We start from the raw sequence: 12,429 nt of genomic DNA, 5'->3' as shown, positions 1-12,429 counted from the left end.
CCTACGGGAAAGTGAGATCGGCGGAGGTGAGGCTCCGCTGCGCGTGATGGCCGCGTGACGCGTGCGGGGTCCGTGGCCGGCGGGCGATGCCGTGGTGGGTCTTCGCCCAGTGGTGCGGGCGGCGCAAGAGATCGACGAAGGCCGCGATGAGGGCGACCGCCAGCATCAGCCAGTAGATCGGCAGGCCGAGGAGCGCGAGCGGCGAGAGCCACAGCCGGCGGAGCCGGATCGCCCGCAGCGAGAGGGCGGCGGTCGCGGTGAAGCCGCCCACGAAGACCGCGGCGTTGAGCGCGAACACGGCCCGGCTCGCATAGGCCGGCTCCGGCAAGAGCGGGATCAGACCGACGGCGTGGGCGCCCAGGAGGACCAGGCAGATGGGGAAGGCGAGAATGGCCATCAGGCTGCCCAGGATCAGGGCCTGGAAGGCGAGCATCTTGGCCAGCACCCGCTTGCGGGCGAACCGGCCCGGCTCGCGCATGTGCACCAGCCAGGTCTGCATCCATCCTTTGAGCCAGCGCGTGCGCTGGCGCATCCAGGCGCCCATGTGCAGGGGAGCCTCCTCCCAGGTGGTCGAGGCGATCACGCTCATCTCGTAGTCGAACCGGGCGAGCCGGACGCCCAGATCCGCGTCCTCGGTGACGTTGAAGGCATCCCATCCGCCGATCCGGACCAGGATGTCCCGGCGGAAGTGATTGGACGTGCCGCCGAGGGGAAACAGCACCTTGCGCGCGGCGAGCCAGGGCAGAAGCACGTCGAACAGGCTGGCGTACTCGATGGCGAACATGCGGGTGACGAAGGTGTCCCGGGCATGGTCGACCGCAAGCCGGGCCTGAAGGCAGGCGAGCGCCGGCGAGCCGGCGGCAAAGGTCTCCGCCGCGATCCGAAGCTGGGACGGGTCCGGCCGGTCTTCGGCGTCGAGGATGGTGACCAGTTCGCCGCGGGCGTAGGCGAGACCGACATTGAGGGCCTTCGGCTTGGTCCGCGGCCCTTCCGGCGGGACCACGACGAGACGCATCCAGTCCGGCAGGTCGAGGGCCAGGAAGGCGTCGAGGGTTGCCGGGTCGTCCTGCTCCAGAAGGACGATCACATCGAGCTTGTCGGCGGGATAGTCGAGCCGGCGGAGGCTTCCGACCAGGCTGCGGGCGGACTTCGCCTCCATGTAGAGGGGGATCAGCACGGAGTAGGTGGGCAACTCCGCGGACGACAGCTTCGTTCGGGGCGGAGCGAAGGTCATCGGCGCGGCTGCGAGACTGGCGGCGGCGCGGGCGCAGGTCAGGATGAAGAGCACGCAGGCGACGAACGCCTGGAGGAGGGTCGGCACCGCTGCCGGGGCGGTCGCGGCGACGGCGAGCGCCCCGGCGACGAGCGCGTGCGCAAGGAGGCGCTGCTTGCGCGAAAGGGTGTCGCGCGCAGTGAGCGCGCGCGGGATGCCGAGGTCCCATCGGGCATTCTCGGGGCGCAGTATCCGGCTCGATTCCTGCCGGGCGCGGCGCAGGGTTGCGCCATCGGTGATGACGATCCGGGAGGCGCGCGCGCCGCGCGCGCAGACGCGCGCAGCGATCGCCGGCAGATCGTCCGGCCCGGGCGCAAACGCAAGCGCGCGCCCGCCGCCCGCCCGGATTTCCGTTGTGCGCTCGCCGAGGGCTTCTACGACCGGGGCGAACATGGTGGGCGGGACAGGGGTGAGGGCGGCGGCGTAGGGCAGCGAGAGCCAGCGGGCGAAAGCCTCCGCCTCCGCTGTGCCGAGGGGGAGGGCACGCGACGGGCGGCCCGCGTCCGACCGACCCGGTTGGTCCATGACCAGCCTGAGCAGCCGCGCCGGCGGCATCTTCTCGAGCCGGCGGGCGACCGCCATCCGCAGATCGCGCCGGGTGGTGAGGATGAGGCGGCCGGCCGCCCGCCGTGCCATCGTTTCCAGACGCTGCCGGTCGATGGTGACGGCGGTTTCGGCACACAGGGCGACGACGGGGCCGCCGCGGGTGTGCCCGATCCGGGCGAGCCCGAGGGGCCCCTTCGCCAGCAGCGGAGCAAGCGCCAGGGCCGCATCGTCGCTGAGCGTCAGGTCGCGGCCGAGCCGGACCTCTATGCCAAGCGCACGTCCGAGCGCGACGGGATCGGGCCCGGTCGGCGGCGGCTTCGGAAATGCCGGTGCGGAGGGAGGTGCGGTCCGCTGGCGCAGAGGCGGGCCGGGCCGGCTCGGCGGCGCCGTGGTGCGTCGCGGACGGTGCGCAGCATCACGCGCGAAGACTGGCGTCTCCCGATCCCGCATTGTCCCGCTCGCCCCCGCCCATGCTTCCCGTCATGGTGCGCGAGGTCGGAGGAATAATCAACTATGCGTTGCGTCGGGGTGGGTGCCTCGCACCCGGCGGTCAGGTTCCGCCGCGGCCGTCGTCGCTCACGTAGGCGACGCGCAGAAGGTTGGTGGCGCCGGGTGTTCCGAAGGGGCTGCCCGCGATGGTCAGGAGCCGTTGTCCAGGGCGCGCGAACTTCTCGGCGAAGGCAACGCTGCAGGCGCGGTCGACCATGTCGTCCACGTCCCGCGCATCCGGGCTGACGACGCAATGAAGGCCCCAGGCAAGAGCGAGCCGGCGGGCGGTGGTCCGCACCGGGCTCACCACGACCAGCGGGGCGGAGGGGCGCTCGCGTGCCACCCGCAGGGCGGTCGCGCCGGACGAGGTGTAGCAGACGATGGCCGACAGGTTCAGGGTTTCGGCGATCTGGCGGGCCGCCGCCGCGATGGCGTCGGCGCCGGTCGCCTCCGGGGCGGAGCGCTGGCCGGCGATGATCGACATGTAGTGATCGTCCCGCTCGACCTCGTAGGCGATGCGGTCCATCGTCGTGACGGCCTCGATCGGGTATTTTCCGGCCGCCGATTCTGCCGACAGCATGACCGCGTCAGCGCCCTCGAAGACCGCCGTCGCGACGTCGGAAACTTCCGCCCGCGTCGGTGTCGGCGCGGTGATCATGCTTTCCAGCATCTGGGTGGCGACGACCACGGGCTTGCCGGCCTTGCGGGCGGCCCGGGTGATCCTCTTCTGGAGGCCGGGCACCTTCTCGACCGGCATCTCCACGCCGAGATCGCCGCGCGCCACCATCAGCGCGTCAGACAGCTCGATAATGTCCTCGAGCCGCTCGATCGCCTGGGGCTTCTCGATCTTGGCCATCACGCCCACGCGGCCGCGGGCGATCTTGCGGACCTCCGCCAGATCGTCGGGCCGCTGGATGAAGGACAGCGCCACCCAGTCGACCTTGGCCTCGAGCGCCGCGTCCAGGTCGCGCCGGTCCTTCTCCGTCATGGCGCTGAGCGCAAGCGTGGTGTCGGGGACGCTGACGCCCTTGCGGTCGGAGATCGTGCCGCCCACGTCGACCCGGGCGCTGACCCCGTTGCTGGTCATCTCCTCGACCGTCAGCTTGACGCGGCCGTCATCGATGAGAAGCCGGTGGCCGGGCTGGAGCGCCTCGAGGATTTCCGGATGGGGCAGTTGCACCCGTCCGCCGTCGCCGGGCGCTGAATCGGAATCGAGATGAAAAAGGTCGCCTTCCTCAAGCTCGATCTTGCCGTTCGAAAACACGCCGAGGCGCAGCTTCGGCCCCTGCAGATCGGCGAGAATGCCGATCGGCCGACCGACCGCGTCTTCGACGGTGCGGATCGCCGTCACCAGACCCCGCATGCCCGCGTGGTCGGTGTGGCTCATGTTGATTCGGAAGACGTCGGCGCCTGCGCGGAACAGGGCTTCGATCGTGGACGGGTCGGACGAGGAAGGGCCGAGAGTGGCGAGGATCTTGGTGCGGCGTGACCGCCTCATCGACCACCGATCCCGGACCGGGTGCGCTCGGTCAGATGGACGGTCCAGGAGGCCTGCTCGCCGGTGTCTATCTCGACGAAACCGGTTCGTTCATAGCCGCGCGCGAGGCAGTCCTCAATACCGGTGATCGTGAACTCTTTCTCGCGGGTGCACATGAACGCCTGGCCGCTCCATTCGCCGCCCTGGGCGTAATCGAGCGCATAAAGGTAATAGTAGCGGGCGCTGAGACGGCCCTCCAGCAGAACTTCGCAGCTCTGTGCCGGCAGGTTCCACCAGCCTTCGCTGACCCAGTTCTCGTCACTCTTGTAGCCGACAGCGACGCCCACCTGAGCGTCGGTCTTGTTGCAGAGGCGAAGGTCCGCGGAAGCTGGCGCCGAAAGCGCGAGCGGCGCTACCAGAAGCGCCAGAGCGAACAGAAGGGCGGAGGAAATATATCGTGCAGTGCACCGCATGTCGCGATTGACGAACCCCGATTTTGTAGTCGCATCGCTTCGACCGGTCATTGGCCGCTTCGTTTTCATGAGGGCTCCGCTCGCGAATGTCAACGCAGCCTCCCGTTGTCCCCCAGCATTGGAGGGGTGATCCAAACGGTGTGTTGGAACGGCCGAAAGGATCGATGCGGACGCATCGAACAGTGCCCCCATGACGGTTAACAATCCCTTTCTTCCGAGTGCGGCTATTTTGGGGCGACGCTGCCGCGAGGCCTTCCCGTGCGCGGCCGCGCGAGCCAGATGCCGGCCAGAATGGCGGCTCCACCAGCGGCCTGATGCAAGGACAATGCCTCGCCGAGAAAGACCCAGCCGGCCAGCGCCGCAGCGAGAGCCTCCAGAAAGATCACCAGGGAGGAGAACGCCGCCGTCAGGTGGCCGAGGGAGAACGAGAGCAGGCCCTGTCCGCCCGCATGGGAGACGAGCGCCAGCGCCAGCAGCGCTGCGATGCCGGTGGCGGAACCCGGAAGGAACTGACCTTCCAGACCGACGGCGGCGATCAGGAGAACCGCAGCCGTGACGATGCCGCTCCGGAACATGAGGAAGCCCGGAGAGACCGTGCGGCGCGCGACCCGCACGGACAGGAAATAGGCGCCGAAGAACATCGACGTGACGACGCCGTAGATGTCGCCGTCGACCCGCCCCGGGGCGAGGCTGTAGCTCATCCCGATCAGGAGGGCTGCGCCGACCAGGCAAAGACCCAGTCCGATGACGGATTCGCGCCCGACCGGTTCGCGGATCACCAGACCGGACGCGAGGATGACCCAGACCGGCGCCATCGTGGCCAGGAACGTGGCGTTGGCGACCGTCGTATGCACGATGGCGAGATGCCAGAACAGGAGGTCGCCCGCGAAGAAGAGGCCAGTCAGCACCACGGGCCAGGACCAGCCCTGAGGCGCGGCGTCGGCCGGGCGGTTTCGGGCTTCGAGGCGAGCCCAGAGCCATAGCACCGGGAGCGACAGGGCCACGCGCCAGAAGGCGCTGGTGAACGGTCCCACATCGGCGTTACGCACGAAAACCGGCGACACGCCCATCGCAACGGCGCCGGCGACCAGGCACACGAGGGCGAGGACGATCCGCGGCGCGGTGTCCGCCGGGCTGGAGGGCGGCGTGATGGTCATGGGACGGGAACTGGGCTGAGGCGCGTGTTCATGCATCCCGACTGGTAGGAGGCTGCATGGCGCGGAGCAAGAGGCCGTTCCTTTTGCGGGATGCGTCACCTATGTGGAACAGTGAATGCTGGGCAAGGCCAGACACCCTCAAGCAGGAGAACCGAGATGGACGAGAAACAGATCGACGCGGCCACCCGGACCGAACTCGAGGCTGCGGTTTTCCGGCGGCTGGTGGATCATCTGCGCACGCGCACGGACGTGCAGAACATCGACCTGATGAACCTGGCCGGGTTCTGCCGGAACTGTCTGTCCAACTGGTATCAGGACGCGGCCCAGGAGCGCGGGCTGGACGTCGAGAAGGACGCCGCGCGCGAGCGCGTCTATGGCATGCCCTACGACGACTGGAAGGCGCGCTATCAGACGCCGGCCAGCGAAGACCAGCAAAAGGCCTTCGGGGCGACGACGAAGCACGGATAGAGCTGCGTCCGGGCCCACGCGGGCTGTGGACAAGCGCCGCGGCAGTTTCGTGCGCCTTGACCATGCCTTATGTCTGGGGCAGGGAACGCGCCCCTTTTGGACGCGACCGATCAGAAAGGATTCCGGACCATGAGCCAGCCGGGTGGAGTTGCCGCCGATCAGTTGCGCGCCTTCGTCGAGCGCATCGAGAAACTCGAGGAAGAGAAGCAGACGATCGCCGACGACATCAAGGACGTCTACGCCGAGGCGAAGGCCAACGGCTACGACACCAAGATCATGCGTCAGGTGGTCCGGCTCAGGAAGCAGGATTCGGCCGAGCGCCAGGAGCAGGAAGCGCTGCTCGATCTCTACATGCACGCCCTCGGTATGGCGCGGCCCGCCATCGAGGACGACCAGGCCGAGACCTCGTCGGCGGCCTGAGCAGCCTCTGGCGCCATTTCGTAACGATCAGGTGTTTCCCCACCTGATCGGAAAAGGCTCCAAGACGCCGGTCGGCTTTCACTCTTTGTTTTGGCGCATGTCCGGACGGCCCACCCGTTTCCACCTCGGCGGGACGTGCGCGAGCAGCATGTCCCGTTGAAGCCGATCCCTCGTGACCGGAGCGGGCTTGCTCACGTCAGTCCACCGGGACCGAACCTGGAGCCGTTTCTGACCGTCCGGATGAGATGGTCCCGTCCGGGCAGGAACGGCTCTACTGCGTGGCGTAGGCCTGGGTGATGTAGACGTGCGGCACGCCCTCGAACCGGTCGGTGCGCCATCCGTCGACCCGATCGCCGAGCGCTCCGCTTCCGCCCATCGGGGCCCGCGCCGCGGTGATCATCCCGACCTTGCCCTGATGCGGATGGGAGAGCCACGCGAACTCCATGGTCCGCATGCTCGTGCCGCCCACCAGGAAGCGGGAGTCGGAGCGGTCGGGCGGACCGAAGAAGGTGGCGGTCGGATCGACCGTCGGCGAGAGATCGGTTCCGATCGTCTCGGTCGCGACGGTGGTCGTGTCGGTCGACAGGCTCGGCGCGTCGCCGCTTTCCCCGACGAGGGCCGCGGTGGCGGTCAGCACGTTGTCGCCCGTCTCCGGATCTACTGAGCCATCCGCATAACCGAACACAGGAACGTCGTCGGATCCGTTGGAGCCGGCACTGAGGCTCGCGCGCAGCGAGGCGACGGCGGCTTCCGCATCGGCCGCGGTTCCGCCCACGACCGGGGCATCCGGTGTGGCAGGCGCGGTTTCCTCGACCGGAGCGGCCTGGGTGGCCGAGGCCAGCGTGATCACGTCGGCCGGGCGCGGTTTGGGCAGGGCTGCAACCAGAACCGCCTCGGGTGTGGGCTCGGCAGCCGGTTCGGGCGCCGCCTTCGGGACAGCCGGGGCGATCGGCGCGTCGGGTGCGTCCGGCGTCGCCGCGTCGGCGGGGGCTGCGACTTCGGGCCGGGTGGCGGGCAGCGGCGGCGGCGCGCTGGGCGCGGCTTCGGGTTCGGCTTTCGCCGTGGCCGGTGCCGCCGTGGCCGCGGGCTTCGGCTTGTCGTTGGTCGGCGCCGTCAGGTTCACGCCGGGAAGGTTCGAGGAGGTCTGCCGCACCGGGCGGGCCCGTTCCTCGGCCGAAAGCTGGCGCTCGACGCTGTCCTCGACATCGTCGTCGTCGCGGCTGAGAAGCGCGGTGATGATGTTCTTGCCCGACCCGGCCTCCGGCCGCTCCGGCGCGCTGCGCCGGCGATCGCCGCCGCCGAACAGGCCGCCGAGACCGCCGCCGGAGCTCGACGCGACCTGGGTGCGGCCACGGCGGTCGCGGGCTTCGAGTTCGGCCTTGGCGACTTCGTAGCCCTGAAGCGGCTTGCCGTCGCTGGGCAGGTGCACGGTCTTTCCGTCCGGGAAGAGGGCCAGAAGCTGGGTGCGCGTCATGCGGGGCCAGGAGCGGACGCTGCCGGTATCCAGGTGGACGAACGGCGTGCGGGACGTCGGATAGTAGCCGACGCCGCCGATCTGCTTCTTGAAGGCCGCCTTGCGGATGTCGGCGGTCGAGACGCCGGGAATGTAGAAGTCGGTCGCCTTGCCGGCCATATGCTGGCTGAACTTGGCCACGCCCCGCGAGCGCGAGCGGAGCATGTTGTTGGTGGCCGGAGAGCGGTAGGCGGACACGACGTGGATCGTCTTGCCGCGGCCGACCTCGTTCTGGATCTCCCACAGGAGATCGAACAGCTCCGGGTCCATGTCGATGGACTCGTTGCGGCGCCAGTCGCGCAGGAAGCGGTTCAGCTCCTTCAGCGCCGACGGGATGTACCGCCCGTTGCGCTTGTAGGTGATCTTCAGCTTCTCGCCGGTGTGGGTGAAATAAAGGTCGAGCGAGCGTTCGCCGAACGCCGCGGCCGGACCCGGAGCGGCGAGAACCGCCGATGCAAGGACGGCCGCCGTCACCGCCGCGCGCCAACTGGGCAAGCGCCGAATGCGGTTGAGCAAGGCCGGAAAGATCCCGTTCGATCGCTGCTGCAAGATGCAGTCCTTGGCTTGAAGGCGACAGCTACAATCCCGAACCCTTGCATTAGGGCGGAACGGGTTAAAAGAGGATTTACCGTATTGTTCGTCCGGTGAAAAGATCGGACGGTCGGTATCCCGCGCTGGCCGAGCGGGCACGACGTCGCCTCGACCGTGCCGCCTCCCGTATGCCGCTCTTCCGTCGCGAACGGGGCCATTTTGTGACGCGCGCCTGCGAACGCGCGTCCCGCCTGAAGGCAGGGAGCGTCCGGATCCGCGTCAGCGTTGGGGATTAGCTGCGAAAGCTTGCCCGGATCTTGCGCGGATAGCCGGCTCAGTCCTTGAGCTGCGCCGCCACCCGCCGGTCATAGCCGTAGACGTCCACGAAGCGGTCCAGGGTCCCGTCCGCGTCGGCCTGGAGGGTGAAATAGGCGAGATGGACCGGGATGTGCCGCTCCAGATTGACGTAGCGTTCGCCGCCGCCGACGAGGCGCTTCAGCTGGCTGCCGTTCCAGTGGGGCTCCTCGGCCAGAAGCGCGTCGGCGAACGCGAACGGCTGGTCGACGCGCACGCATCCGTGGCTGAGGGCGCGGGTGCCGCGCTCGAACAGGCGCGGGCTGGACGTGTCGTGCAGGTAGACGGCGTGCTGGTTCGGGAACATGAACTTGACCGTGCCGAGCGCGTTGCCGCGGCCGGGCTTCTGGCGGATGCGCACCTGACGCAGCATCTGTGGCGTCCAGGAGACCGAACTCGGGTTCACCACCCGACCCTTGTAGACCGCTTCGTAGCCGCGCTTGGCGAAATAGCCCGACGGGTTCTTCTGGATGCTGGAGAGCATCTCGTTCTTGGCGATCGAGTAGGGCACGTTCCAGTACGGGTTGACCACGATGTGCTCGATCTCGTCGGAGAAGATCGGCGTGGAATTGCCCGGCTTTCCGACGATCACCCGGCCCTGATAGGCGGTGACCCCGTCGCGGCGGATGCGGACCTGATATTCGGGAATGTTGACGAAGACGTGGGACGCGCCGAGTTCGCGCGGCATCCAGCGCCAGCGCTCCATGTTGACCAGGATGTCGGTCTCCAGGTCGCGCTCCAGCCCGCGGTTCAGGACCGCCAGCGTGTTCGGGCCGACGATGCCGTCCGGACGCAGGCCATGCTCCTTCTGGTAGGCCTTCACCGCCTCGACCAGATCGGCATCGTAGACGGCGACGTCGCTGCCGCGGTGGAGCGTCACGCCCAGCCGGTGGCGCAGGAGGCCCACCCGGTCGTCCGTGTCGCCGAGGCGCAGGTTGCGGCCCCGCGGGACCGGGAGCGGCTGCTCGGCCGACGAGGCGCGTTCGGCCGCCAGCGCGGCCTTCAGCGCCTTGAACTCCGGGTGCGGCGGATTGAACGCCTCCAGGGCGGCGGCGGGATCGCTGGCCGATGCCACGCGCTTCAGCGAGACCAGCGGATCGGGCACCGGCGGCTGGATGGTGATGATGGAGGAGATCCGTTTCGGATCGACCCGGCCGGACTGGGCGTCGCGGGCAAAGGCCATCACGGCCCGGGAAAGCGACAGCTCGGTTGCGGCGAGATCCGGCGCGGCCGGATGCGGCCCCGTGTCCAGCATGGGCTCCGAGATCCGGTAGGTGTCCGGGTCGAGGCCGTCCTCGGTAGCCGCGGCCAGCCGGGCGCGGACGGCGACCGCCTCGGGCGTCAGCGCGTCTTCGGCGACCCACACCGGGCGGAAATCGCGGTCCTCGTAAAAGGCGACGAGCGCGTCATGGAATCCGAGGTCCGCGCTTTCCGAACCCAGCAGTCGGGTCTCCAGCGCCATCTGCAGTGCGGAACGGGACGGCACTGGGCGTTCGCTTGCGGCCGGGATCTTGGATGCGTCAGCCGGATCCGCCGGCACAGCCGGCAACGCGGAGGCGGTGCCCCCGCCGAGCGCCAGCATGGCCACGAAACTGGCAAAAAGGACCGCTCGCATCCCACCACTCCATTCGAACCGCGATTCGCTCATTGAATAGGGCCGAAGGAGTGAACAACTAGCAACCACCATGAGACGCCATACCGGTGTCCCACGGTCAGTTCTTTGTGAGCCTGTGGCCTTCCTGCCGCGCCGGTCCGATCGGTCTTTCGATCCGGGACAGTGCCGGGCGGGCGTGCTATCGGCTCACCGACCAAGCTTTGAGGGATCTCGCAGATGACGTTCACGGACCTCCATCCGCTTGCCGACACCGAGCGCGCCGGCGCCGCCGCCGCTGGCGAAACCGGGCGGCTCCCGGAATGGGATCTCTCCGATCTCTATCCGTCGATCGATTCCGCGGAGGTGCGGGAGGATCTGGTGTCCATCGCCGCCGACTGCGCGGCGTTCGAGGAGGCCTACAAGGGCAAGCTCGGCGACATCGCGGCCGGCCAGAACGGCGGCGCGGCGCTGGCGGCGATCGTGGCGGCCTACGAGGCCATCGACGAACGCCTAGGGCGGATCTTCTCCTATGCCGGGCTGGTCTATGCCGGCGACACGACCGATCCGGTCCGGGGCAAGTTCTACGGCGACGTTCAGGACAAGCTGACGGCCGCGACCTCGCATCTGCTCTTCTTCCAGCTCGAGCTGAACAATATCGACGAGGCGCTGATGGAGAGCGCCCTGGCCGATCCGGCGCTCGCCCATTACCGGCCCTGGATCGAGGACGTCCGCAAGGAGCGTCCGCACCAGCTGGAGGACCGGCTGGAGCAGCTCTTCCACGAGAAATCGGTGACGTCGCGCGGCGCCTTCAACCGGCTGTTCGACGAGACGATGGCGGCGCTCTCCGTCACCGTCGGCGGCGAGACGATGACGCTGGAACAGGCGCTGAACAAGCTTCAGGATTCGTCGGAGGCCGTGCGCAAGGAGGCTGCAACGGCGCTGGCCGGCGTCTTCGGCGAGAACCTGCGGACGTTCACGCTGATCACCAACACGCTGGCCAAGGACAAGGAGATCTCCGACCGGTGGCGGTCCTTCGAGGACGTGGCTGATTCCCGCCATCTGGCGAACCGCGTCGAGCGCGAGGTGGTGGACGCGATGGTCTCGGCGGTTCAGGACGCCTACCCGCGCCTGTCCCACCGCTACTACGCGATGAAGGCCAAGTGGCTCGGCAAGGACCAGCTTGAATACTGGGACCGCAATGCGCCGCTGCCGGATGCCGACGACCGCATCATTCCGTGGACCGAGGCGCGCGACCAGGTGCTGACTGCCTATGGCAGCTTCTCGCCCGACATGGCCGCGCTCGCCGAGCGCTTCTTCGAGAATGGCTGGATCGACGCCCCGCCCCGGCCGGGCAAGGCGCCCGGCGCGTTCGCCCATCCGACCGTGCCGAGCGTGCACCCGTACGTGCTGGTCAACTATCAGGGCCGCACCCGGGACGTGATGACGCTCGCCCACGAACTCGGCCACGGCGTGCACCAGCTGCTCGCGGCCCCTAACGGTGCGCTGATGGCGCCGACGCCGCTGACGCTGGCGGAGACGGCCAGCGTGTTCGGCGAGATGCTGACCTTCCAGAACCTGCTCGCGTCCGCCCCGACTCCGGAGCGCCGACGCACCATGCTCGCGGCCAAGGTCGAGGACATGCTGAACACGGTGGTCCGGCAGATCGCCTTCTACACCTTCGAGCGCCGGGTCCATCTGGAGCGTCGCGACGGCGAACTCACGTCCGACCGGATCGGCGAGATCTGGCTCGACGTCCAGCGCGAGAGCCTCGGCCCGGCGATCCGGCTCGCCGACGGCTACGAGACCTACTGGACCTACATTCCCCACTTCATCCATTCGCCGTTCTATGTCTACGCCTATGCGTTCGGCGACTGTCTGGTGAATTCGCTCTACGCGGTCTATGAGAACGCGGAATCCGGCTTCCAGGACCGGTATTTCGACATGCTGCGCGCCGGCGGCACCAAGCACCATTCGGAACTCCTGGCTCCGTTCGGGCTTGATGCACGGGACCCGTCCTTCTGGCAGAAGGGGCTCGGCGTGATCGAGCGCATGATCGACGAGCTGGAACAGGAAAAGGGCTGACTGCAGGGGGCCTCACCGGGCCGAACGCGGTCGACAGCGGACAGAAGGGGCG

The 12,429-nt window shown here is 68.5% G+C and carries 9 protein-coding genes; 3 read left to right on the top strand and 6 right to left on the bottom strand.

Features of this window, described 5'->3' with window-relative positions; all coding sequences use genetic code 11:
* Position 1: 1 nt before the first annotated feature.
* The 4 genes from J2S73_RS16340 to J2S73_RS16325 all read right to left on the bottom strand — a co-directional run bounded on the left by J2S73_RS16340 (position 2) and on the right by J2S73_RS16325 (position 5,415).
* A complete protein-coding gene (locus tag J2S73_RS16340; protein WP_306886687.1) occupies positions 2-2,269 on the bottom strand; it encodes a glycosyltransferase in 2,268 nt (755 codons plus the stop codon).
* 100 nt (positions 2,270-2,369) lie between these two features.
* Positions 2,370-3,806 (bottom strand): pyruvate kinase, encoded by a 1,437-nt coding sequence (gene pyk / locus J2S73_RS16335; protein ID WP_306886686.1) that lies wholly within the window; start codon positions 3,804-3,806, stop codon positions 2,370-2,372.
* Complete coding sequence (locus tag J2S73_RS16330) at positions 3,803-4,309, bottom strand: DUF1036 domain-containing protein (protein ID WP_306886685.1); 507 nt, start codon at positions 4,307-4,309, stop codon at positions 3,803-3,805. The genes pyk and J2S73_RS16330 overlap by 4 nt, the downstream gene beginning before the upstream one ends.
* Positions 4,310-4,482: 173 nt before the next feature.
* Positions 4,483-5,415, bottom strand: coding sequence for a DMT family transporter (locus J2S73_RS16325; protein ID WP_306886684.1), 933 nt, complete (start codon positions 5,413-5,415; stop codon positions 4,483-4,485).
* A 156-nt stretch (positions 5,416-5,571) separates the two neighbouring features.
* On the opposite strand from J2S73_RS16325, the gene J2S73_RS16320 reads away from it, so the two are divergent.
* Positions 5,572-5,883: a DUF1244 domain-containing protein gene (locus J2S73_RS16320; protein ID WP_306886683.1), complete on the top strand. Its 312-nt coding sequence runs from the start codon at positions 5,572-5,574 to the stop codon at positions 5,881-5,883.
* Positions 5,884-6,012: 129 nt separating this feature from the next.
* Positions 6,013-6,303 (top strand): DUF2312 domain-containing protein, encoded by a 291-nt coding sequence (locus tag J2S73_RS16315; RefSeq protein ID WP_306886682.1) that lies wholly within the window; start codon positions 6,013-6,015, stop codon positions 6,301-6,303.
* A gap of 271 nt (positions 6,304-6,574) precedes the next feature.
* Here the strand turns inward: J2S73_RS16315 and mepK are convergent, their stop codons facing one another.
* A complete protein-coding gene (gene mepK, locus J2S73_RS16310) occupies positions 6,575-8,290 on the bottom strand; it encodes a peptidoglycan L,D-endopeptidase MepK (RefSeq protein ID WP_306886681.1) in 1,716 nt (571 codons plus the stop codon).
* 391 nt (positions 8,291-8,681) lie between these two features.
* On the bottom strand, positions 8,682-10,316 hold the full coding sequence (locus J2S73_RS16305; RefSeq protein ID WP_306886680.1) for a L,D-transpeptidase family protein: 1,635 nt from the start codon (positions 10,314-10,316) through the stop codon (positions 8,682-8,684).
* Between the two features lie 216 nt (positions 10,317-10,532).
* Here J2S73_RS16305 and J2S73_RS16300 point away from each other — a divergent pair, with 216 nt between their 5' ends.
* A complete protein-coding gene (locus J2S73_RS16300; protein ID WP_306886679.1) occupies positions 10,533-12,377 on the top strand; it encodes a M3 family oligoendopeptidase in 1,845 nt (614 codons plus the stop codon).
* The last annotated feature ends 52 nt before the right edge of the window (positions 12,378-12,429 follow it).

The organism is Amorphus orientalis (genome assembly GCF_030814015.1).
GTDB lineage: Bacteria > Pseudomonadota > Alphaproteobacteria > Rhizobiales > Amorphaceae > Amorphus > Amorphus orientalis.
This window is presented reverse-complemented; position numbering and strand designations above follow the sequence as displayed.

What these genes read in the sequence shown, in the direction of transcription:
- J2S73_RS16300 (WP_306886679.1), top strand. Translation starts at nt 10,533, where the DNA reads ATGACGTTCACGGACCTCCATCCGCTTGCCGACACCGAGCGCGCCGGC.
- J2S73_RS16315 (WP_306886682.1), top strand. Translation starts at nt 6,013, where the DNA reads ATGAGCCAGCCGGGTGGAGTTGCCGCCGATCAGTTGCGCGCCTTCGTC.
- J2S73_RS16305 (WP_306886680.1), bottom strand. Translation starts at nt 10,316, where the DNA reads ATGCGAGCGGTCCTTTTTGCCAGTTTCGTGGCCATGCTGGCGCTCGGC.
- J2S73_RS16325 (WP_306886684.1), bottom strand. Translation starts at nt 5,415, where the DNA reads ATGACCATCACGCCGCCCTCCAGCCCGGCGGACACCGCGCCGCGGATC.
- J2S73_RS16320 (WP_306886683.1), top strand. Translation starts at nt 5,572, where the DNA reads ATGGACGAGAAACAGATCGACGCGGCCACCCGGACCGAACTCGAGGCT.
- J2S73_RS16340 (WP_306886687.1), bottom strand. Translation starts at nt 2,269, where the DNA reads ATGCGGGATCGGGAGACGCCAGTCTTCGCGCGTGATGCTGCGCACCGT.
- pyk (WP_306886686.1), bottom strand. Translation starts at nt 3,806, where the DNA reads ATGAGGCGGTCACGCCGCACCAAGATCCTCGCCACTCTCGGCCCTTCC.
- J2S73_RS16330 (WP_306886685.1), bottom strand. Translation starts at nt 4,309, where the DNA reads ATGACCGGTCGAAGCGATGCGACTACAAAATCGGGGTTCGTCAATCGC.